This window comes from Citrobacter sp. BIDMC107 (genome assembly GCF_001037575.1).
GTDB classification, from domain to species: Bacteria; Pseudomonadota; Gammaproteobacteria; order Enterobacterales; family Enterobacteriaceae; genus Citrobacter; species Citrobacter freundii.
In genome coordinates this window covers 1,678,439-1,700,718 of sequence record NZ_KQ089848.1, presented here as the reverse complement: position 1 = coordinate 1,700,718, position 22,280 = coordinate 1,678,439, and the positions used below count along the sequence as shown (strand labels likewise).

General features: G+C 53.0%; 17 protein-coding genes and 1 pseudogene. 11 read left to right on the top strand and 7 right to left on the bottom strand.

Translation table 11 applies throughout. From position 1 onward, the window contains the following. Window positions 1–43 precede the first annotated feature (43 nt). The 3 genes from SK39_RS07885 to rpsT all read right to left on the bottom strand — a co-directional run bounded on the left by SK39_RS07885 (window position 44) and on the right by rpsT (window position 4,223). Window positions 44–2,083 (bottom strand): glycoside hydrolase family 31 protein, encoded by a 2,040-nt coding sequence (locus tag SK39_RS07885; RefSeq protein ID WP_003845653.1) that lies wholly within the window; start codon window positions 2,081–2,083, stop codon window positions 44–46. A 40-nt stretch (window positions 2,084–2,123) separates the two neighbouring features. After that, a complete protein-coding gene (locus SK39_RS07880; protein WP_048217401.1) occupies window positions 2,124–3,497 on the bottom strand; it encodes an MFS transporter in 1,374 nt (457 codons plus the stop codon). 462 nt (window positions 3,498–3,959) lie between these two features. Then, a complete protein-coding gene (rpsT, locus tag SK39_RS07875; RefSeq protein ID WP_003018940.1) occupies window positions 3,960–4,223 on the bottom strand; it encodes a 30S ribosomal protein S20 in 264 nt (87 codons plus the stop codon). Between the two features lie 117 nt (window positions 4,224–4,340). Here rpsT and SK39_RS27540 point away from each other — a divergent pair. From SK39_RS27540 to caiF, 11 genes and pseudogenes are all read left to right on the top strand, one after another. After that, window positions 4,341–4,544 (top strand): annotated as a pseudogene (locus tag SK39_RS27540) (DUF2575 domain-containing protein). Window positions 4,545–4,551: 7 nt separating this feature from the next. Next, window positions 4,552–5,490, top strand: a complete 939-nt coding sequence (gene ribF / locus SK39_RS07870) for a bifunctional riboflavin kinase/FAD synthetase (RefSeq protein WP_048216851.1) — start codon at window positions 4,552–4,554, stop codon at window positions 5,488–5,490. 37 nt (window positions 5,491–5,527) lie between these two features. Beyond that, the gene (gene ileS / locus SK39_RS07865) at window positions 5,528–8,344 is read left to right on the top strand and encodes an isoleucine--tRNA ligase (RefSeq protein WP_048216850.1); all 2,817 of its coding nucleotides are present in this window, start codon (window positions 5,528–5,530) and stop codon (window positions 8,342–8,344) included. Next, a complete protein-coding gene (gene lspA / locus SK39_RS07860) occupies window positions 8,344–8,841 on the top strand; it encodes a signal peptidase II (RefSeq protein ID WP_003018932.1) in 498 nt (165 codons plus the stop codon). Before ileS ends, lspA begins: the two co-directional genes overlap by 1 nt. A gap of 117 nt (window positions 8,842–8,958) precedes the next feature. Continuing rightward, window positions 8,959–9,408 (top strand): FKBP-type peptidyl-prolyl cis-trans isomerase, encoded by a 450-nt coding sequence (fkpB, locus tag SK39_RS07855; protein WP_003018929.1) that lies wholly within the window; start codon window positions 8,959–8,961, stop codon window positions 9,406–9,408. A 1-nt stretch (window position 9,409) separates the two neighbouring features. Continuing rightward, the gene (ispH, locus tag SK39_RS07850) at window positions 9,410–10,360 is read left to right on the top strand and encodes a 4-hydroxy-3-methylbut-2-enyl diphosphate reductase (RefSeq protein ID WP_003018925.1); all 951 of its coding nucleotides are present in this window, start codon (window positions 9,410–9,412) and stop codon (window positions 10,358–10,360) included. A 66-nt stretch (window positions 10,361–10,426) separates the two neighbouring features. Next, window positions 10,427–11,341, top strand: a complete 915-nt coding sequence (gene rihC / locus SK39_RS07845) for a ribonucleoside hydrolase RihC (protein WP_048216849.1) — start codon at window positions 10,427–10,429, stop codon at window positions 11,339–11,341. A gap of 173 nt (window positions 11,342–11,514) precedes the next feature. Further along, window positions 11,515–12,336: a 4-hydroxy-tetrahydrodipicolinate reductase gene (dapB, locus tag SK39_RS07840; protein ID WP_048216848.1), complete on the top strand. Its 822-nt coding sequence runs from the start codon at window positions 11,515–11,517 to the stop codon at window positions 12,334–12,336. Between the two features lie 456 nt (window positions 12,337–12,792). Further along, window positions 12,793–13,941 carry a glutamine-hydrolyzing carbamoyl-phosphate synthase small subunit gene (gene carA / locus SK39_RS07835; protein WP_003018918.1) on the top strand — a complete coding sequence of 383 codons (1,149 nt, stop codon included), beginning with the start codon at window positions 12,793–12,795 and terminating at the stop codon, window positions 13,939–13,941. Window positions 13,942–13,958: 17 nt separating this feature from the next. After that, window positions 13,959–17,186: a carbamoyl-phosphate synthase large subunit gene (gene carB, locus SK39_RS07830; RefSeq protein WP_048216847.1), complete on the top strand. Its 3,228-nt coding sequence runs from the start codon at window positions 13,959–13,961 to the stop codon at window positions 17,184–17,186. A gap of 273 nt (window positions 17,187–17,459) precedes the next feature. After that, complete coding sequence (gene caiF / locus SK39_RS07825; protein WP_003018912.1) at window positions 17,460–17,855, top strand: carnitine metabolism transcriptional regulator CaiF; 396 nt, start codon at window positions 17,460–17,462, stop codon at window positions 17,853–17,855. A gap of 75 nt (window positions 17,856–17,930) precedes the next feature. On the opposite strand, the gene caiE is transcribed toward caiF, so the two are convergent. From caiE to caiB, 4 genes are all read right to left on the bottom strand, one after another. Next, window positions 17,931–18,527, bottom strand: coding sequence for a carnitine operon protein CaiE (gene caiE, locus SK39_RS07820; RefSeq protein ID WP_003018909.1), 597 nt, complete (start codon window positions 18,525–18,527; stop codon window positions 17,931–17,933). A 6-nt stretch (window positions 18,528–18,533) separates the two neighbouring features. After that, entirely contained in the window at window positions 18,534–19,319 is a 786-nt protein-coding gene (gene caiD / locus SK39_RS07815; protein WP_048216846.1) for a crotonobetainyl-CoA hydratase, read from the bottom strand. A gap of 54 nt (window positions 19,320–19,373) precedes the next feature. Further along, window positions 19,374–20,927: a crotonobetaine/carnitine-CoA ligase gene (gene caiC / locus SK39_RS07810; RefSeq protein WP_048216845.1), complete on the bottom strand. Its 1,554-nt coding sequence runs from the start codon at window positions 20,925–20,927 to the stop codon at window positions 19,374–19,376. Window positions 20,928–20,988: 61 nt separating this feature from the next. Beyond that, a complete protein-coding gene (gene caiB / locus SK39_RS07805) occupies window positions 20,989–22,206 on the bottom strand; it encodes an L-carnitine CoA-transferase (RefSeq protein WP_003018901.1) in 1,218 nt (405 codons plus the stop codon). Between the last annotated feature and the right edge of the window lie 74 nt (window positions 22,207–22,280).

Genomic DNA, 22,280 nt, shown 5'->3' with positions numbered 1-22,280 from the left:
TCATGTTGCCGGCTGCGGTGTACTAACCGCAGCCGGACTTTGACTACAGTTTCAACATATTACGATACTGCCCGCCTTCGCGGATAAATACCGGAATTCTGTTCAGGGGAGCGTCATAGCGCAGCGTTTGTCCTCCCTGATAGCTCTCGCCGGTTGCAAGATCCGTCCATGTTTCCCCTTCCGGTAGCCAAACGTCACGCTCGCGCATGCCTTCATGCATCACCGGAGCAATCAGCAGATCGGGACCAAAACAGTACTGATCGGTAATCTCCCAACTCCTTGTCTGTTCTGGGAATTCAAAAAACAGGGTGCGCATAACCGGGGCATTGCGTTGGTGTGTTTCCGCCATCACCGCTTTGATGTACGGCTTTAACTTTTCTCGCAACGTCAGACAGCCGGTCAACACTTCGCACACCTCTTCACCATAGCTCCACACTTCGTTTGCCGCCCCGGTCGGACACTGGGCAATACCGTCACGGTAAGGATGTTCTGGTAAAATCTGCGGATCGCGGTTGCCGTGCAGGCGCATCACTGGGCTAAACACGCCCCACTGGAACCAGCGAATCAGCAACTCATGAAAGTGTGGGTCGTGAATATTGCCGCCATGAAAGCCGCCAATATCTGTTGTCCACCACGGGATACCTGCAATACCCATGTTCATCCCGGCGGCAAACTGATTGCGCAGAGAACGAAACGATGAGTGGATATCACCTGACCAGACCAGCGCGCCGTATTTCTGACTTCCGGCCCAGGCGCAGCGTAGCAGGTTGATAACCTGGTCTTCGCCATCGGCTTTCATGCCGTCAAAAAAGGTTTTGGCGTACATTCGCGGGTAGATATTGCCCACTTCCAGCACCGGTCCGGCGTGGTAGCGATAATTATCGTAGTCGTAAACGCTGAACTCCGGCTCGGCTTCGTCTAGCCAGAAGAGCTTCACGCCTTTATCGTAATAGTTGCGTTTTGCTTTACCCCATACGTAGTCGCGAGCGTCGGGATGGGTGGCATCAAAGAAAGTGGTATTGCCGAGGAAATCCATATTAATTGGCAATCCGCGCTCTGTTTGCACCAGCCAGCCGTTTTCGCGCATCTCCCGATAGCTCTCGGTTCGGCTATCCACAGTTGGCCAGACGGAGACCATTAGCTCAATACCCAGCGATTTTAGCTCGGCGATCATGGCATCGGGATCGGGCCAGTCCCGCGAGTCGAACATCCAGTCCCCCTGATTTGGCCAGTGGAAGAAATCGATCACGATTACCGAGATGGGGAGATTGCGCCGTTTGTACTCGCGGGCGACGGCGAGCAACTCCTCCTGAGTGCGATAACGTAACTTGCACTGCCAGAAGCCCATGGCGTAATCCGGCATCATCGGCGGCGTGCCCGTGGCGAGCGCATACGCCCGGCTAATTTCTGCCGGGGTATCGCCAGCGGTGATCCAGTAGTCCAGCTGCTCGCTGATTTGAGCTTCCCACTCGGTCACGTTGTGGGCGAATGTCACGCGGCCGACCGCCGGATTGTTCCATAAAAATCCGTAGCCCAGGCTTGAGAGCATAAAGGGCACCGAGGCCTGAGAGTTGCGCTGGGCCAGTTCGAGCACGCATCCTTTGAGATCCAGATTGGCCTGCTGATATTGGCCCATGCCGTAAATTTTTTCCCCTTCGGTGGCTTCGAAGCGGGCTTTAAGTGAATATTTCCCACCCTGAATAGGGCGGAATTCGCGTCCCTCAAGGTTGAGTGCGCTGACGTACTGGCCGTGAGAAGATTCATCCTCGCCAATTTCGCCCCGCAGGCGCCAGAACTCCTGCAACAGGGGTTTGTGTGGATGACGGTAAAAGGTAACTTGTCCTTTTTGATTGACGATAGCGATAATTTTGCCGTTGGTCATTGTCGCCTGGTGGTGCTCATAATCGATGTGGCAGTGGCTTTCTGCGACTGGCTCAGTCAATGCCCAGTCTTCATTTCTCATTACCGGCAGATGACGACCACTGCGTACGCGCAGGCTGTTCTCGCCCCAGGGTTCAATCCACAAATAGCGATCGTTTTGCTGCCAGACCAGACGACGCGGGTCATGTTGCACAAATGGCATGGTGGTGCCTCCCATATTTTGAGGGTAAAGATTAAGAAAGTTATTGGGTGATGGTTTCCAGATCGTGGCGAATCGTCTCTTCCATTGCTTCGTACTTACGGAAGAAAAGTAGCGGGATCGCCGCGAGTGCGAAGAGTAGGGCGGGCGCCCAGATAAAGGCCCAGGTAATGCCTTCCAGGCCCGCAGCGCTTTGGGCATGGTTCGGGGCATAGCCAAAACTGTTCATGATCCAGGCGGCGAAAGCGGTACCCAGACCACTGCCCATCTTGATGCAGAAAGTACTGCCGAAGGCGATAAGAATGCCCGTGGCCTTGATGCCCGTTTTCCAGGCACCGAAGTCGACGGCAAAGCCCAACATGGCAAACGGCATTGAGCAGGCGATTCCGCTACCGATATTGCCGAGCACCCAGGCCGCGATGAGGAAAGGTATGTTGTCTGCCGCCAGCCACATCAAGACGCCGCCGAACGTGGCGACCAGCAAGCCTCCTACCCATATCCAGGTTTTAGCCAGGAATTTGCTAAAGAAAGGGATGGCGATGATGAACAGGATCTGAATCGTCGCCAGACTGTTAATCAGCGGAACCAGGTCTTTGCGATCGAGGTTGTAGGTCAGATAATAAACAATGGTTGTGGACCGCTGTTGCAGGGCAATCCAGAAGATCAGATTGGCCAGCACCATCAGGATCCATGGCCAGTTACCTTTCATTGCCGTGAAACTTTTTTTCATCGGCAGTTTGGGTTCTTGCTGTATTTTATCCGCATCCATTTCGCGGATATTTTTAAAGGCGAAAAGCGTTAGCGAACAGGATATCGCAGCAAACAGAATTGCCGTGTAAATAAATCCGGCATGATCATTTCCGTTGCCTAAAAATGCAACCAGGGGTAATGCTGTGGCATTCATTAATAAAACCCCAATTTGTCCCCCGGTCATTCTCCAGGAATTTAATACCAGCCGTTCCTTAGGGGACAGAGTCATTAGAGGTAATATTGCGCTGAGCGGTGTATTGAGTCCGGTAAATAAAATACTGGCAATCATGTAGGATATTGCTGCATATATGGCTTTTCCTGTCATACTGATATCTGGAGACCAAAATGACAGCGCGCTGAATACACCAAAAGGCAGCGGCAGCCATAAGAACCAGGGACGACATTTACCGTAACGTGAACGTGTTTTATCGATAATGATCCCCCAGATTGGGGCATCTATACCATCTACGATACGCGCCAACAGCAGGATGACACCTGCTACGGCGAGACTAATACCCGCAACGTCAGTGTAGAAATATAAGATGTAGGTTGAGCCGAAACAGTACAGTAGATTACCTGCCACATCCAAAGAGCCGTAGCTAATACGCTGTAGTAAAGATAATGATGCTGACCCGCAAGACTGGGTATCCTCAATAACAGAACTCATAATAATAACTCCGATATTGGTGCGATACGCCCAGAAAAACAACTTTTACTTTCCAAGCAAGTTTTAAATATTATTTTTTATGTCGTTACTGAATTTAACCTCAGATTAAAATGAGTGAGTAAGGTGTACATGGAAAGTAGTTGACCCTACCGCAGCAATCAATTATCAAATCTTACATCAGGATTGCGTTTATTCGTTTTTGAATGAGCGATGTTTCTATTTGCTAAGGTGGTCACAGTTTTTTAATAATGAAATAAAAAAAGGAAAACAGTGAAAGAAAATAACTTTCAAGTATTACGCGACGCGACTAACTAAGGGAGGGATAGCTGAAAAAACAGGCTGGTCAGGAAGAGCGTGGGCGAGTGAGAACAACATCAGTGGTTGAAGAGAAAAACGCCAGATAGCAGGCATAAAAAAACCCGCTTTCACGGGTTTTTTCACAAAGCGTCAACAAGCAGGCGATTAAGCCAGTTTGTTGATCTGTGCAGTCAGGTTTGCTTTATGACGTGCAGCTTTGTTTTTGTGGATCAGACCTTTAGCAGCCTGACGGTCCACGATTGGTTGCATTTCGTTAAATGCTTTCAGTGCAGTAGCTTTGTCGCCAGCTTCGATAGCTGCGTATACTTTCTTGATGAAAGTACGCATCATAGAGCGACGGCTAGCGTTGTGCTTGCGGGCCTTTTCAGACTGAACGGCGCGCTTCTTAGCTGATTTGATATTAGCCAAGGTCCAACTCCCAAATGTGTTCTATATGGACAATTCAAAGGCCGAGGAATATGCCCTTTTAGCCTTCTTTTGTCAATGGATTTGTGCAAATAAGCGCCGTTTAAATTCCAGCACTCGTTGCGTAGTGATGGCGCAGGATTCTACCAGCTTGCGTGGCGTGAATACAGCTTTTCGACGAGAAAAATTGCATTGGTGTACCCGTGAAGGGCGTCAATTTGTTTCATAACAATGAAAACCATCCTCTTTCTGTTTCGTAGAAACAATCGCCGGTTAACCTTGACCGCGGTACAGGGTATACTTTCACGATTTTCACTGTTTTGAGCCAGACATGAAGCTGATACGAGGCATACATAATCTCAGCCAGGCCCCGCATGGGTGTGTGCTGACTATTGGTAATTTCGACGGTGTGCACCGTGGCCACCGTGCGTTGCTGCAAGGCTTACGGGAAGAAGGGCGCAAACGCAATTTACCGGTGGTGGTAATGATTTTCGAGCCACAACCGCTGGAACTGTTTGCGACGGACAAGTCACCTGCGCGCCTTACCCGCCTGCGGGAAAAACTGCGTTATCTGTCCGAATGCGGTGTGGACTACGTGCTGTGTGTGCGTTTTGACAGGCGTTTCGCCGCATTAACGGCGCAGACCTTCATCAGCGACCTGCTGGTGAAGCGCCTTGGTGTACAATTTCTTGCCGTTGGCGATGATTTCCGCTTTGGCGCTAGCCGTGCGGGCGATTTCTTGTTATTACAGGAAGCGGGCGCTGAGTATGGTTTTGATATCACCAGCACCCAAACCTTCTGTGAAGGCGGTGTGCGTATCAGCAGCACCGCAGTACGTCAGGCGCTGGCCGAAGATAACCTGCAACTGGCCGAAAGCCTGCTTGGGCATCCTTTTACTATCTCAGGACGCGTCGTTCACGGTGATGAGTTAGGGCGCACCATCGGTTTTCCGACGGCAAACTTACCGCTTCGTCGTCAGGTTTCTCCGGTGAAAGGTGTTTATGCGGTTGAAGTGATGGGACTGGGTGACAAACCGTTGCCCGGCGTCGCCAACATCGGCACCCGCCCGACGGTAGCAGGCGTACGCCAGCAGTTGGAAGTGCATCTATTGGACGTTGTAATGGACCTGTATGGTCGCCATATAGATGTAGTACTGCGTAAAAAAATACGCAGCGAACAGCGATTTGCCTCGCTGGATGAACTAAAAGCGCAGATTGCGCGTGATGAGTTGACTGCCCGTGAATTTTTTGGGCTAACAAAACCGGCTTAATGCCTATACGAGTTTTAAATACGGAACCGAGAATCTGATGAGTGACTATAAATCAACCCTGAATTTGCCGGAAACAGGGTTCCCGATGCGCGGCGATCTCGCCAAGCGCGAACCGGGAATGCTGGCGCGTTGGACTGATGATGACCTGTACGGCATCATTCGTGCGGCCAAAAAAGGCAAAAAAACCTTCATTCTGCATGATGGCCCTCCTTATGCGAATGGCAGCATTCATATTGGTCACTCGGTTAACAAGATTCTGAAAGACATTATCGTGAAGTCCAAAGGACTCACGGGCTATGACTCGCCTTACGTTCCGGGCTGGGACTGCCACGGTCTGCCGATCGAGCTGAAAGTAGAGCAGGAATACGGCAAGCCGGGCGAGAAGTTCACCGCCGCTGAGTTCCGCGCTAAATGCCGTGAATACGCTGCTACGCAGGTTGACGGTCAGCGTAAAGACTTTATCCGTCTTGGCGTACTGGGCGACTGGTCGCATCCGTACCTGACCATGGACTTCAAAACCGAAGCCAATATCATTCGCGCGCTGGGTAAAATCATCGGCAACGGTCACCTGCACAAAGGTGCGAAGCCGGTGCACTGGTGCGTTGACTGCCGTTCCGCGCTGGCGGAAGCGGAAGTTGAGTATTATGACAAAACCTCCCCGTCCATCGACGTGGCGTTCCACGCTGCCGATCAGGATGCGGTGAAAGCGAAATTTGGCGTTTCTGACGTCAACGGCCCGATCTCTCTGGTTATCTGGACCACTACCCCGTGGACGTTACCGGCGAACCGCGCAATCTCTCTGGCACCTGATTTTGACTATGCGCTGGTGCAGATTGACGGCCAGGCTGTGATTCTGGCGAAAGATATGGTTGAAAGCGTCATGCAGCGTATTGGCGCGGCTGAATACACCATTCTCGGCACAGTGAAAGGCGCTGAGCTGGAACTGCTGCACTTTACCCATCCGTTTATGGGCTTTGACGTGCCGGCTATCCTTGGCGATCACGTTACGCTGGACGCGGGTACCGGTGCGGTCCATACCGCTGGCGGTCACGGTCCGGATGACTACGTCATCAGCCAGAAATACGGTCTGGAAATCGCTAACCCGGTTGGCCCGGACGGCGCATACCTGGCGGGTACCTATCCGGATCTGGACGGTGTGAACGTCTTTAAAGCCAACGACAAAATCGTTGCGCTGCTGAGCGAAAAAGGCGCGCTGCTGCACGTTGAGAAGATGCAGCACAGCTACCCATGCTGCTGGCGTCACAAGTCACCGATCATCTTCCGTGCGACCCCGCAGTGGTTCGTCAGCATGGATCAGAAAGGCCTGCGCGCGCAGTCGCTGAAAGAGATCAAAGGCGTACAGTGGATCCCGGACTGGGGCCAGGCGCGTATTGAATCGATGGTGGCCAACCGTCCTGACTGGTGTATCTCCCGTCAGCGTACGTGGGGTGTGCCGATGTCTCTGTTTGTTCACAAAGACACCGAAGAGCTGCATCCGCGCGCTATCGAACTGATGGAAGAAGTGGCTAAACTCGTTGAAGTTGACGGCATCCAGGCGTGGTGGGATCTCGATCCGAAAGATATCCTCGGCGACGAAGCTGACCAGTATGTCAAAGTCCCGGATACGCTGGACGTGTGGTTCGACTCCGGTTCAACCCACTCATCCGTCGTGGATGTGCGTCCTGAGTTTGCGGGCCATGCGGCAGATATGTATCTGGAAGGTTCTGACCAGCACCGTGGCTGGTTCATGTCTTCCTTGATGATCTCCACCGCCATGAAAGGCAAAGCACCTTATCGCCAGGTACTGACCCACGGTTTCACCGTTGATGGTCAGGGCCGTAAGATGTCCAAATCTATCGGTAACACCGTTTCTCCGCAGGACGTGATGAACAAACTGGGCGCGGATATTCTGCGTCTTTGGGTTGCTTCTACCGACTATACTGGCGAAATGGCCGTTTCTGACGAAATCCTGAAACGTGCTGCCGACAGCTATCGTCGTATCCGTAACACCGCGCGCTTCCTGCTGGCGAACCTGAACGGGTTCGATCCGGTTAAAGACATGGTGAAACCGGAAGAGATGGTGGTGCTGGATCGTTGGGCGGTAGGTTGTGCGCAAGCGGCGCAGGACGAAATCCTGAAAGCCTATGAAGCCTATGACTTCCACGAAGTGGTACAGCGCCTGATGCGCTTCTGCTCCGTAGAAATGGGTTCGTTCTACCTCGACATCATCAAAGACCGTCAGTACACCGCGAAAGCGGACAGCGTGGCGCGTCGTAGCTGCCAGACTGCGCTGTTCCATATTGCAGAAGCGCTGGTTCGTTGGATGGCGCCGATCATGTCCTTCACCGCCGATGAAATCTGGGGCTACCTGCCGGGCGATCGTGAGAAGTACGTCTTTACCGGTGAATGGTACGAAGGTCTGTTTGGCTTAGGTGAAACCGAAGCGATGAACGATGCCTACTGGGACGAGCTGCTGAAAGTGCGCGGCGAAGTGAACAAGGTTATCGAGCAGGCGCGTGCGGATAAGAAAGTCGGCGGTTCTCTGGAAGCGGCAGTGACCCTGTACGCTGAACCTGAGCTGGCGGCGAAACTGACCGCGCTGGGTGAAGAGTTGCGTTTTGTACTGCTGACCTCTGGTGCGACGGTTGCGGATTATGCGGCTGCTCCTGCTGATGCTCAGCAGAGCGAACTGCTCAAAGGTCTGAAAATCGTACTGAGCAAAGCCGAAGGTGAGAAATGCCCGCGCTGCTGGCATTACACTACCGACGTCGGCCAGGTGGCGGAACATGCAGATATCTGCGGACGCTGTGTCAGCAACATCGCCGGTGATGGCGAACAACGTAAGTTTGCCTGATGAGTAAGCCTCTTTGTTCAACAGGACTACGCTGGCTGTGGCTGGTGGTAGTCGTGCTGATTATCGATTTAGGCAGCAAATACCTGATCCTCCAGAACTTTGCTCTGGGGGATACGGTGTCGCTGTTTCCGTCGCTTAATCTGCACTACGCGCGTAACTATGGTGCGGCGTTTAGCTTCTTAGCTGACAGCGGCGGCTGGCAACGTTGGTTCTTTGCCGGTATCGCTATCGGTATTTGCGTCATCCTGATGGTGATGATGTATCGCTCGAAGGCGACGCAGAAGCTGAACAACATCGCGTATGCGTTAATCATTGGCGGTGCGCTGGGCAACTTGTTTGACCGCCTGTGGCACGGCTTCGTGGTTGATATGATTGACTTTTACGTCGGCGACTGGCATTTCGCGACCTTCAATCTGGCCGATACAGCTATCTGTATCGGGGCGGCATTGATTGTTCTCGAAGGCTTCCTGCCGTCGAAAGAGAAAAAAGCCGCATAAAAAAATGCCGGATGGCGCTATGCTAATCCGGCCTACAATTTACTGCGATCCTTGTAGGCCCGGTAAGCGTAGCGCCACCGGGCAGACAGGCGGCAGCAATTTTAAAGAGCAACCTGCATGTCTAAATCAGTACAGAGTAACAGTGCGGTGCTGGTGCACTTCACCCTTAAGCTCGACGATGGCTCCACCGCAGAGTCAACCCGCAATAACGGCAAGCCTGCGCTGTTTCGCCTGGGCGACGGTTCTCTGTCTGAAGGACTGGAGCAACACCTGCTGGGGCTAAAAGAAGGCGATAAAACCACCTTTGCTCTGGAGCCGGATGCCGCCTTTGGCGTATCAAGTCCGGACTTAATTCAGTATTTCTCGCGTCGGGAATTTATGGACGCGGGCGAGCCAGAAATTGGCGCTATCATGCTCTTTACCGCAATGGACGGCAGTGAGATGCCTGGCGTGATCCGTGAAATCAACGGTGACTCGATCACGGTTGATTTCAACCATCCGCTGGCTGGGCATACCGTTCATTTTGATATTGAAGTGCTGGAAGTCGAACCGGCACTGGAGGCGTAAAATGCAGATCCTGTTGGCCAACCCGCGCGGTTTTTGCGCTGGCGTAGACCGCGCTATCAGCATTGTCGAAAACGCGTTGGCTATTTACGGCGCACCGATTTATGTCCGTCATGAAGTGGTACATAACCGTTATGTGGTGGATAGCCTGCGCGAGCGCGGCGCTATTTTTATCGAGCAAATCAGCGAAGTGCCGGATGGCGCGATCCTGATTTTCTCCGCTCATGGCGTGTCTCAGGCGGTGCGTAACGAAGCCAAAGGCCGCGACCTCACGGTTTTTGATGCAACCTGTCCGCTAGTCACGAAAGTGCATATGGAAGTTGCCCGCGCCAGCCGTCGTGGCGAAGAATCCATTCTGATTGGTCACGCCGGACACCCGGAAGTCGAAGGCACGATGGGCCAGTACAGCAACCCGCAAGGCGGAATGTATCTGGTTGAATCACCAGATGATGTGCTGAAACTGAATGTGAAAAATGAAGGCAAATTATCCTTCATGACGCAGACCACGCTCTCCGTTGACGATACTTCTGACGTTATTGATGCTTTGCGTCAACGCTTCCCGAAAATTGTCGGACCGCGTAAAGATGATATCTGTTATGCCACCACCAACCGTCAGGAAGCGGTTCGCGCGCTGGCGGAACAGGCTGATGTTGTGCTGGTGGTCGGCTCGAAGAACTCCTCTAACTCCAACCGTCTGGCTGAACTGGCACAGCGAATGGGGAAAGCGGCGTATTTGATTGACGATGCGACCGACATCCAGGAAGCGTGGGTGAAAGAGGCGAAGTGCGTAGGCGTGACGGCCGGAGCCTCGGCGCCGGATATCCTAGTGCAAAACGTGATTGCTCGCCTGCAGGAGCTTGGCGGTGGGGAAGCTATTCCGCTGGAAGGCCGCGAAGAGAACATCGTTTTCGAAGTGCCGAAAGAGCTGCGTGTGGATGTTCGTGAAGTAGAGTAAGTCTTTCCGGTTACGATTATGAGAAGATGCCAGACTTAACGTCTGGCATTTTTTTATGGAGAAACCATGCGCTTACCGATCATTCTTGATACCGATCCCGGCATTGATGATGCCGCCGCCATTGCCGCCGCGCTGTTTGCCCCTGAGCTGGATCTGCAACTGATGACCACGGTAGCAGGCAATGTGTCGGTGGAAAAAACCACCCGTAATGCGTTGCAACTGCTGCACTTCTGGAATGCGGATGTTCCACTGGCGCAGGGAGCATCGATGCCGCTGGTGCGGCCACTGCGTGATGCCGCTTCCGTGCACGGCGAGTCCGGTATGGAAGGGTATGAATTTGTCGAACACGACCGCCAGGCGATGGCAAAACCCGCCTTCCAGGCGATTCGCGATGCGCTGATGCATGCCCCGCAGCCCGTGACGCTGGTGGCAATTGGCCCGCTGACCAACATTGCGCTGCTGCTGACCCATTATCCTGAATGCGTATTCAACATTCACCGTCTGGTGATTATGGGCGGCTCTGCCGGGCGCGGGAACTTCACACCCAACGCCGAGTTTAATATTGTTATCGATCCCGAGGCTGCCGCAAAAGTCTTCCAGAGCGGGCTGGATATTGTGATGTGTGGGCTGGATGTTACTAACCAGGCCATGCTCGCCCCGGACTATCTGGCGACGCTCCCCCAGCTTAACCAGACGGGAAAAATGCTGCACGCGCTGTTTAGCCATTACCGTAGCGGCAGTATGAATACGGGGCTGCGAATGCACGATCTGTGTGCCATTGCCTGGCTGGTGCGCCCGGAACTGTTTACCCTGCAGTCGTGTTTCGTGGCGGTTGAAACCCAGGGCGAATATACCTCAGGTACGACGGTGGTGGATATCGAAGGACGTCTGGGGCATCCAGCAAATGCGCAGGTTGCGCTGGGTCTGAACGTTGAAGGTTTCCAGCAGTGGGTGGCAGAGGTGCTTGCACTGGCCCCTTGATCTCCGCGCTTTATAACCCGATGACGCTGCTTTTTCCGTGGCGTCATGCCTTTTACTGATATCTCTGCCTGTTTATCATTAAATTCTAATTATCGACGTTTTCGGCTGGCGGCGCAGCGTTGCGCTGGTTAATCTGAAAACGATTTACGTAAAATTAACAAAAGAGAATAGCTATGCATGATGCACAAATCCGCGTTGCCATCGCGGGAGCCGGAGGACGCATGGGGCGTCAGTTGATTCAGGCCACTCTCGGCATGGAAGGCGTACAGCTGGGCGCGGCGCTGGAGCGCGAAGGTTCCTCCTTATTAAGAAGCGATGCCGGAGAGTTAGCGGGAGCCGGGAAAACGGGCGTTACCGTACAAAGTAGCCTTGAAGCGGTGAAAGATGATTTCGATGTTTTCATCGATTTTACCCGCCCGGAAGGCACGCTGACGCATCTGGCGTTTTGCCGCCAGCACGGTAAAGGGATGGTGATTGGCACCACCGGCTTTGATGACGCGGGTAAACAGGCTATTCGTGATGCCGCGCAGGAGATTGCTATTGTTTTCGCCGCGAACTTTAGCGTCGGCGTGAACGTTATGCTTAAGCTGCTGGAGAAAGCGGCGAAAGTGATGGGCGATTACACTGATATTGAGATTATTGAAGCCCACCACCGCCATAAAGTTGATGCGCCGTCAGGTACTGCGCTGGCGATGGGCGAGGCGATTGCCGGGGCGCTGGATAAAGATCTGAAAGACTGCGCAGTCTATTCGCGTGAAGGTTACACCGGCGAGCGCGTACCGGGCACGATCGGCTTTGCCACGGTGCGGGCGGGGGATATCGTTGGTGAGCATACCGCGATGTTTGCTGATATTGGCGAGCGTATTGAGATCACGCATAAAGCGTCCAGCCGCATGACTTTTGCTAACGGCGCGGTGAGATCGGCAATTTGGCTAAAATCAAAGTCAAATGGTCTTTTTGATATGAAAGATGTGCTTGATTTACGTAATTTATAGCTTTTACTACCCTTCGTGATGTGGTTATTGTAATCATAATTAATTGATTACATGGGGCAATATTTTATTGCCCTTTTATTTTTTAGCTTTTGAATGTATTTTTTCTTTTAAATGAGTGTTTGTATATGTTTTGTTGGGTGTTTATGTTATCTCGATGTAAATTTTGACCAAATGGTCCACTTTTTTCTCTCCCGCATTCTGTTTTTACACTCTTTGCCTACCGCAAGCGTTTTCCACCACAAGTTAGCTGATCTTTTTGCCTGTTAAATCGTGTGATTTATCCCAGTGGCGCAAAATAATAATAAAAATTACCCTTTTGGGTAGACTTTTACGTGGGCTATCTCTAGAATGCCGCCGTTTACCAGAAATCCATAGGTAAGCAAATTTGCATTGATTCATGAGGTGTTAATGAATTAATATGCAAATAAAGTGAGTGAATATTCTCTGGAGGGTGTTTTGATTAAGTCAGCGCTATTGGTTCTGGAAGACGGAACCCAGTTTCACGGTCGGGCCATAGGGGCAACAGGTTCGGCGGTTGGGGAAGTCGTTTTCAATACTTCAATGACCGGTTATCAAGAAATCCTCACTGATCCTTCCTATTCCCGCCAAATCGTCACTCTTACTTATCCTCATATCGGTAATGTCGGCACCAATGAAGCCGATGCAGAATCTTCACAGGTACATGCGCAAGGACTGGTCATCCGCGACCTGCCGCTGATTGCCAGCAACTTCCGCGATACCGAAGACCTCTCTTCTTACCTGAAGCGCCATAACATTGTGGCGATTGCTGATATCGATACCCGTAAGCTGACGCGTTTGCTGCGTGAAAAGGGCGCACAGAACGGCTGCATCATCGCGGGCGATAACCCGGATGCGGCGCTGGCACTGGAGAAGGCAAAAGCTTTCCCTGGCCTGAACGGTATGGATCTGGCGAAAGAAGTGACCACCGCGGAGCCTTATAGCTGGACGCAGGGGAGCTGGACGCTGGCGGGTGACCTGCCGGAAGCAAAATCTGCCGATGAACTGCCGTTCCACGTTGTGGCTTACGATTTCGGCGCTAAACGTAACATTCTGCGTATGTTAGCGGACCGCGGCTGCCGCCTGACGGTTGTACCAGCGAAAACCTCAGCAGAAGACGTTCTGAAGATGAATCCGGACGGTATCTTCCTGTCCAACGGCCCTGGCGACCCGGCGCCGTGCGACTACGCGATTACCGCGATTCAGAAATTCCTCGAAACCGATATTCCGGTATTTGGCATCTGCCTCGGCCATCAGCTGTTGGCGCTGGCGAGCGGTGCGAAGACCATTAAGATGAAGTTTGGCCACCACGGCGGCAACCATCCGGTAAAAGATATTGATAACAACACCGTGATGATCACCGCGCAGAACCACGGTTTTGCTGTAGATGAAGCCTCCATGCCTGCCAACCTGCGCGTGACCCACAAGTCACTGTTCGACGGCACCTTGCAGGGGATTCATCGTACCGACAAACCGGCATTCAGCTTCCAGGGGCACCCTGAAGCGAGTCCGGGTCCGCACGACGCTGCACCGCTGTTCGACCACTTTATCGAGTTAATTGAGCAATACCGTCAGTCCGCGAAATAATCAGGAGTAAAAGAGCCATGCCAAAACGTACAGACATAAAAAGTATCCTGATTCTGGGCGCGGGTCCGATTGTTATCGGTCAGGCGTGTGAGTTTGACTATTCCGGCGCACAGGCGTGTAAAGCCCTGCGTGAAGAGGGTTACCGCGTTATTCTGGTGAACTCCAACCCGGCAACCATCATGACCGACCCGGAAATGGCCGATGCCACCTACATCGAGCCAATTCACTGGGAAGTAGTACGCAAAATTATTGAGAAAGAACGTCCGGACGCGGTGCTGCCAACCATGGGCGGTCAGACGGCGCTGAACTGTGCGCTGGAGCTGGAACGCCAGGGCGTACTGGCTGAATTCGGCGTGACCATGATTGGCGCAACGGCGGATGCCATTGATAAAGCGGAAGACCGTCGTCGCTTCGATATCGCGATGAAGAAGATTGGTCTCGACACCGCGCGTTCAGGCATCGCTCACACCATGGAAGAAGCGCTGGCGGTTGCCGCTGACGTTGGCTTCCCGTGCATTATCCGCCCTAGCTTCACCATGGGCGGCACCGGTGGCGGTATCGCCTACAACCGCGAAGAGTTCGAAGAAATCTGCGAACGCGGTCTGGACCTTTCCCCAACCAACGAGCTGCTGATTGATGAATCGTTGATTGGCTGGAAAGAGTACGAGATGGAAGTGGTGCGTGATAAAAACGACAACTGCATCATCGTCTGCTCCATCGAAAACTTCGACGCGATGGGCATCCATACCGGTGACTCCATCACCGTAGCACCTGCCCAGACTCTGACAGACAAAGAATATCAAATCATGCGTAACGCCTCGATGGCGGTACTGCGTGAAATTGGCGTGGAAACCGGCGGTTCTAACGTCCAGTTTGCGGTAAACCCGAAAAACGGTCGCCTGATTGTCATCGAGATGAACCCGCGCGTATCCCGCTCCTCGGCGCTGGCGTCCAAAGCTACCGGCTTCCCGATTGCGAAAGTCGCCGCCAAGCTAGCCGTAGGTTACACCCTCGACGAACTGATGAACGACATCACCGGCGGCCGTACTCCGGCCTCGTTTGAGCCGTCCATCGACTACGTTGTGACGAAAATTCCACGCTTCAACTTCGAGAAATTCGTAGGTGCTAATGACCGTCTGACCACGCAGATGAAATCTGTTGGTGAAGTGATGGCGATTGGCCGCACCCAGCAGGAATCGCTGCAGAAAGCGCTGCGCGGTCTGGAAGTGGGCGCGACCGGCTTTGACCCGAAAGTCAGCCTGGACGACCCGGAAGCACTGACTAAAATCCGTCGCGAACTGAAAGACGCTGGCGCTGAGCGTATCTGGTACATCGCCGATGCCTTCCGTGCTGGCCTGTCCGTCGATGGCGTGTTCAACCTGACCAACATCGACCGCTGGTTCCTGGTGCAGATTGAAGAGCTGGTGCGCCTGGAAGAAAAAGTCATTGACCTTGGCATCAACGGCCTCGACGCTGACTTCCTGCGCGTACTGAAGCGCAAAGGCTTCGCTGATGCGCGTCTGGCAAAACTGGCCGGCGTTCGCGAAGCGGAAATCCGCAAACTGCGTGACCAATATAACCTTCACCCGGTCTACAAGCGCGTGGATACCTGTGCGGCGGAATTCGCGACCGACACCGCTTATATGTACTCCACTTATGAAGATGAGTGTGAAGCGAATCCGTCCGTCGACCGCGATAAAATCATGGTGCTGGGTGGTGGTCCAAACCGTATCGGTCAGGGCATTGAGTTCGACTACTGCTGCGTACACGCCTCTCTGGCGCTGCGCGAAGACGGTTACGAGACCATCATGGTCAACTGTAACCCGGAAACCGTCTCTACTGATTACGACACTTCCGACCGCCTGTACTTCGAGCCGGTCACGCTGGAAGACGTACTGGAAATCGTGCGCATTGAGAAGCCGAAAGGCGTCATCGTACAGTACGGCGGCCAGACCCCGCTGAAGCTGGCGCGTGCGCTGGAAGCGGCAGGTGTACCGGTAATCGGCACCAGCCCGGATGCCATCGACCGCGCGGAAGACCGTGAGCGTTTCCAGCAGGCGGTTGACCGTCTGAAGCTGAAGCAACCGGCGAACGCTACCGTAACGGCTATCGAACAGGCTGTTGAGAAGGCGAAAGAGATTGGCTACCCGCTGGTGGTGCGTCCGTCGTATGTTCTCGGCGGCCGCGCGATGGAAATTGTCTACGACGAAGCCGACCTGCGTCGCTACTTCCAGACTGCGGTCAGCGTTTCTAACGATGCGCCGGTACTGCTGGACCGTTTCCTTGACGATGCGGTTGAAGTGGACGTGGACGCTATCTGCGACGGCGAAATGGTGCTGATTGGCGGCATCATGGAGCACATCGAACAGGCGGGCGTACACTCCGGTGACTCCGCATGTTCTCTGCCAGCGTACACCCTGAGCCAGGAAATTCAGGATGTGATGCGTCAGCAGGTGCAGAAACTGGCCTTCGAACTGCAGGTTCGCGGTCTGATGAACGTTCAGTTTGCGGTGAAGAATAACGAAGTTTACCTGATTGAAGTGAACCCGCGTGCGGCGCGTACCGTTCCGTTCGTCTCCAAGGCAACTGGCGTACCGCTGGCGAAAGTTGCGGCGCGCGTGATGGCCGGGAAAACGCTGACACAGCAGGGCGTAACCAAAGAAGTTATCCCGCCGTACTACTCAGTAAAAGAAGTAGTGCTGCCGTTCAACAAATTCCCGGGCGTTGACCCGCTGTTAGGGCCAGAAATGCGCTCTACCGGGGAAGTGATGGGCGTGGGCCGTACCTTCGCGGAAGCGTTCGCCAAGGCACAGCTGGGCAGCAGCTCCACCATGAAAAAACAGGGGCGTGCGCTGCTCTCTGTTCGCGAAGGCGATAAAGAGCGCGTGGTTGACCTGGCGGCGAAACTGCTGAAGTTTGGTTTTGAGCTGGATGCAACGCACGGCACGGCGATTGTGCTGGGCGAAGCGGGTATCAATCCACGTCTGGTGAATAAGGTGCATGAAGGGCGTCCGCACATTCAGGACCGTATCAAGAATGGCGAGTACACTTACATCATCAACACCACCGAAGGTCGTCAGGCGATTGAGGATTCCAAGCTGATTCGCCGTAGCGCCCTGCAGTACAAAGTGCATTATGACACTACCCTGAACGGCGGTTTCGCGACGGCGATGGCGCTGAATGCCGATGCCACTGAGAAGGTGACCTCGGTGCAGGAAATGCACGCGCAGATCAAAAAGTCATAAACAAAGAGTCCGGTGATAATTGCGTTAACCGGACCTGCAATATAATCTTGAAAGGGTTTCTGTAAAGAAACCCTTTTTTTATCTCTCGTAAGGTCATTCCTGGCCAAATGCAGTTTCATAACCACATTTTCAATGTAATAAGCACGATATTGCTCACACTAATCAACATTCAAGTCGCATACTATCTTTTATATCCACAATTTTAATATGGCTTAGTTTTTATTAATTTGGACAGGCCGTAGCCAGATTTTTAATTTGTGAAATGGTGTGCTTATGTGTGAAAAATATGTTGAAAGACCGCTTTATTTGTTAATTGCTGACTGGATGATGGCTGAAGATCGTTGGATCACCGCAAAAGAAATTTCCCGCCATTTTGATATTGAACACTGCAAAGCAATTAATACGCTCTCTTATATTCTGTCGGAAGTGGGAGAAATTGTTTGTGAAGTTAAGATGATCCCTAATCAGATTGCAGGCCGGGGCTGCCAGTGCCAGCGTCTGGTAAAAGTCATCAGTATTGATTCTCACCTCTACAACCGATTGAGCCACAATTTGCAGGAAAAAAAGGTGAGTGTGGCGAAAACGCCGCGGCTGTCTGCCGTTCCCCCAACAGAGCTCAACCGTGAGCAGAAATGGCAGATGATGCTCTCCAAGAGTATGCGTCGCTAATTGTCAGTTGCCTGATGGCGGCATAAACGGTGGTTGACGCGTAGGCCGGATAAGCGTGAGCGAATCCGGCATCAATTACTGTGCTGATTTGGGTTTTACGTCCGTCGTGCCTTTCAGGCGCGGCCGGTGTTCTTCGACCCGCGTTAATGGCTGCGTTTCGCGTAAACCTGCCCGGCAGCGGACCGCAAGATCCTGATACTCTTTGGTGTTTAACCGTTTCCAGTGCAGTTCCTGGTCCGTGACTTCACGCAATACGCGAGCGGGTGAGCCCACCAGCATCTGCCTTGCCTCCCCCTGAAATCCGGCTTTGACAAAGCTCATGGCGGCGACAATGCTCTCTTCACCAATCGCTGCGCCGTCCATAATGACGCTGTTCATGCCGATCAGCGCATCTCTGCCCACCACGCAACCGTGCAGGATTGCGCCATGGCCGATATGCCCATTCTCATGCACGATGGTGTCAGTGTCGCAATAACCGTGCATGATGCAGCCATCCTGCAAGTTAGAACCTGCCTCCAGAATCAGGCGACCATAGTCACCGCGCAGTGAGGCATGCGGGCCGACGTAGACGCCAGCCCCCACGATCACATCACCAATCAACACGGCGCTGGGATGAACATACGCCTCTGGATGCACTACCGGAATCAGGCCTTCAAAGGCGTAATAGCTCATCGGTTATCAGCGTCCTTTCCACTCCGGATCGCGTTTTTCTGCAAACGCCTGCGGTCCTTCAAGCGCATCTTCGGAGTGCAGCACTGACGGATAGTGCTTCAGCACGCCGCTGCGGATGTAGCGGTAGCCTTCTTCTACCGGCATTTCGCTGGTCGCACGATAAATCTCTTTCAGCGCGGCGATCGCCAGTGGGGCGCTATTCACCAGCTGCTGCGCCAGTTCGCGCGCACTATCCATCAGTTTGCTCTGGCTGACAACGCGGTTGACGATACCCCAACGCAGCGCTTCTTCGGCACTCATTCGTCTGCCGGTCATCACCATTTCGTTGACGATAGCCGGTGGCAGCAGTTTAGGCAGACGGAGAACGCCGCCGCTGTCAGGCACGATCCCGAGCTTGGCTTCCGGTAGCGCGAAGCTGGCATTTTCCGCGCAGACGATAAAATCCGCCGCCAGCGCCAATTCAAAACCACCGCCAAACGCATAGCCGTTTACCGCAGCGATGACCGGTTTATTGAGGTCGAAAATTTCGGTTAAACCGGCAAAGCCGCCTGGGCCAAAATCGGCATCCGGCGCTTCACCTTCAGCTGCCGCTTTTAAGTCCCAGCCCGCAGAAAAGAATTTCTCACCGCCGCCGGTGATTATCGCTACGCGTAATTCCGGGTCATCACGAAAATTAAGAAACGCTTCACCCATGGCAAAGCTGGTTTTGGCATCAATGGCATTGGCTTTAGGCCGGTCGAGGGTAATTTCCAGAATCGGGCCGTTACGGGTCAGATGTAATGATTCACTCATAGTTCATCTCCAGATAAATAGATTTCCCGGCAGGAGGAATTCCTACCGGGAGGGTTATTTCAGATTTTTTTTGATTATTTTTCCTGAACAATTGCGCGGCAGGTCGGTTCTTATCTCCATAAACGAGGGAACCTTGAATTTCGCCATATTGTTTTCGCAGAAGCTGAAGAACTCGGCTTCGCTTAATGTTTCACCTTCATTAAGGACGATAAACGCTTTAATGGCTTCATCACGGATTGAATCTTTAATACCGACAACCACAATGTCCTGAATTTTCGGATGCGCAGAAATAATATTTTCCAGCTCGACGCAGGAGACATTTTCTCCGCCGCGTTTAATCATGTTGCAGCGTCTGTCGACGAAATAAAAATAGCCATCCACATCCTGATAGCCCGAATCTCCGGTATGTAACCAGCCTTCAGGTTCCAGTGCTTTGGCGGTAGCCTCCGGCTGGGCATAGTACTCTTTGAAGATTGTTTTGCCCGGCACGCCTTTAATACAGATTTCGCCAATTTCTCCGGCGGGCAGGGGACGGTTGTGATCGTCACGGATTTCGGCTTCATAGCTAAATCCCACGCGGCCAATGGAGGGCCAGCGTCGTTTGTCACCGGGACGGTCGCCGATAATACCGACGATGGTTTCAGTCATACCGTAGGAGGTCAGCAGCCTGACGCCAAAGCGTTCGGTAAAGGCGTCTTTTTCCTGTGCGGATAAATTGAGATAGAACATTACTTCGCGCAGGTGATGCTGTCTGTCGGTTGGCGCGGCAGGTTGTACCATCAGCGTTCTGATCATCATCGGAATGCATTCGGTAACCGTCGCCTTATATCTATGCACTTGATTCCAGAACGCCCTGGCACTGTACTTCTCTAGCAGCACAAAGGTGCTGCCAGCGGAGAATGCGGGCATTGCGGCGGTACACTGACAGTCGATATGAAAAGCGGGCATCACCGTCATGTAGACGTCATCATCGCGCAGAGCGATTTGCCAGGAAGTGTAGTAGCCTGCAAAACGCAGGTTGTAGTGGGTAATCACCACCCCTTTAGGCCGTGAAGTGGTGCCTGAGGTAAACAGAATTTCCGCCGTATCGTCAGTGGATAACGCGGGCGTATAACACAGCGTAGTCGACTGGCGGGATTGCAGTTGGGTAAAGTGGCTCACGCCGTCGTCAACCGGAAGCTGTTCGCCAATCAGACAGATATGATTAAGCGGTGTGGTATTTTCCAGCCGTATCTGGCGGTACATAGGATAAAACTGGGCGCTGGTGACCAGCAGGCTTACCTGGCTGTTTTGTAGGATCCAGGCACTTTCTTCGCCCAGTAAGCGGGCATTAATCGGTACCATAATGGCGCCAATTTTTGCCAGCCCAAACCAGCAAAAAATGAATTCCGGACAGTTATCCAGATGCAATGCGACCTTATCGCCCTTGCGGATCCCTAAGGAATGGAACAGGTTTGCCGTGCGGTTAATCTCTTCATTGAGCGAGGCATAGCTAAACTGCCGAACGACTCCTTCGCAGGATTCGAAAATTAACGCCGTTTTATCTCCGTACACCCCGGCCAGGTCGTCCCACATCTGACGTAAGTTTTGTCCGCCAACGATATCCATATTGCTTTATCCACTGAAATCAGGCGTGAGCGCTAACCAATGAGCGGTCAGCGCGTCGCGTTTATTCCTCAACTCTGGCCAGGCCTTTGCCGACCAGCTCATTTATGTCTGCTTCGCTATAACCAATGTTTTTCAGAATGGCGGCAGTATCCATGCCATGTGACGGCATGCCACGCCAGATTTTCCCCGGGTTGTTTTTAAATTTCGGCATGATGTTCGGACCTTTGCAGGTGCGACCGTCCATCGTTTGCCACTGAGTAATGGATTCACGGGCAACGTACTGCGGGTTGCCTTCCAGTTCCGGAATGGTCAGCACCTTCGCGCAGGCGATATTCAGCTCAGCAAAACGCGCCTGGACTTCGGCGATGGTGTGTGTTGCCAGCCACGCGTCCAGTTTCTCTTCCACGAGCGGGCCGTAAGGGCATTCCACGCGATGGATAAGCTGGGTGCCTTCCGGGACTTCCGGTGTGCCAAGAATGTGGGCGAGGCCAATATCTTTGAAGCACTCGTTGATTTGCGTGATGCCGACCAGCTCCATGACGATATAGCCATCGGCGCATTTATACAGGCCGCAGCCAGCGTAATACGGGTCTTTGCCTTTGGTCATACGTGGGCAAATTTCGCCGCCGTTGAAGTAATCCATCATGAAATACTGACCCATGCGCAGCATCACCTCGTACATGGCGATATCGATGCTTTCACCTTTACCCGTTTCGCGGACTTTGTGCAGAGCCGCCAGCGCCGCTGTCGTCGCGGTCATCCCGGAGAAGTAATCGGCGGTGTACGGGAAGGCTGGCATTGGCTGATCCACGTCACCGTTTTGGATCAGATAGCCACTGAACGCCTGTGCGATGGTGTTATACGCCGGAAGATTGGTGTACTCCTCGGTACCAAACTGGCCGAAGCCGGAAAGGTGGGCGATAACCAGTTTCGGGTTATGTTCCCACAGCACTTCATCGGTAATACCGCGGCGGGCAAAGGCCGGGCCTTTACTGGCTTCAATGAAAATATCGGTGGTTTCCATAAGCTTCAGAAACGCTTCCCGGCCTTCATCTTTGAAAATATTCAGCGACAGGGCATGCAGATTACGGCGTGAGAGCTGCGGATAGTTAGGTTGCACGCGGATGGTATCGGCCCACGCAACGTTTTCAATCCAGATAACCTCAGCACCCCATTCGGCGAACATCTGTCCGGCGAACGGACCGGCAATTTCGATCCCTGAAAAGACAACGCGTACCCCGGAAAGCGGGCCGAAGGCTGGCATTGGTAAATGATTCATCATTTTTCTCCTGGCATTTTTTTGTAGGCCCGGTAAGCGCAGCGCCACCGGGCATATTGCCGGATGGTGGCGTA

What these genes read in the sequence shown, in the direction of transcription:
- SK39_RS07885 (WP_003845653.1), bottom strand. Translation starts at nt 2,083, where the DNA reads ATGCCATTTGTGCAACATGACCCGCGTCGTCTGGTCTGGCAGCAAAAC.
- SK39_RS07880 (WP_048217401.1), bottom strand. Translation starts at nt 3,497, where the DNA reads ATGAGTTCTGTTATTGAGGATACCCAGTCTTGCGGGTCAGCATCATTA.
- ribF (WP_048216851.1), top strand. Translation starts at nt 4,552, where the DNA reads ATGAAGCTGATACGAGGCATACATAATCTCAGCCAGGCCCCGCATGGG.
- ileS (WP_048216850.1), top strand. Translation starts at nt 5,528, where the DNA reads ATGAGTGACTATAAATCAACCCTGAATTTGCCGGAAACAGGGTTCCCG.
- lspA (WP_003018932.1), top strand. Translation starts at nt 8,344, where the DNA reads ATGAGTAAGCCTCTTTGTTCAACAGGACTACGCTGGCTGTGGCTGGTG.
- fkpB (WP_003018929.1), top strand. Translation starts at nt 8,959, where the DNA reads ATGTCTAAATCAGTACAGAGTAACAGTGCGGTGCTGGTGCACTTCACC.
- ispH (WP_003018925.1), top strand. Translation starts at nt 9,410, where the DNA reads ATGCAGATCCTGTTGGCCAACCCGCGCGGTTTTTGCGCTGGCGTAGAC.
- rihC (WP_048216849.1), top strand. Translation starts at nt 10,427, where the DNA reads ATGCGCTTACCGATCATTCTTGATACCGATCCCGGCATTGATGATGCC.
- dapB (WP_048216848.1), top strand. Translation starts at nt 11,515, where the DNA reads ATGCATGATGCACAAATCCGCGTTGCCATCGCGGGAGCCGGAGGACGC.
- carB (WP_048216847.1), top strand. Translation starts at nt 13,959, where the DNA reads ATGCCAAAACGTACAGACATAAAAAGTATCCTGATTCTGGGCGCGGGT.
- caiF (WP_003018912.1), top strand. Translation starts at nt 17,460, where the DNA reads ATGTGTGAAAAATATGTTGAAAGACCGCTTTATTTGTTAATTGCTGAC.
- caiE (WP_003018909.1), bottom strand. Translation starts at nt 18,527, where the DNA reads ATGAGCTATTACGCCTTTGAAGGCCTGATTCCGGTAGTGCATCCAGAG.
- caiD (WP_048216846.1), bottom strand. Translation starts at nt 19,319, where the DNA reads ATGAGTGAATCATTACATCTGACCCGTAACGGCCCGATTCTGGAAATT.
- caiC (WP_048216845.1), bottom strand. Translation starts at nt 20,927, where the DNA reads ATGGATATCGTTGGCGGACAAAACTTACGTCAGATGTGGGACGACCTG.
- caiB (WP_003018901.1), bottom strand. Translation starts at nt 22,206, where the DNA reads ATGAATCATTTACCAATGCCAGCCTTCGGCCCGCTTTCCGGGGTACGC.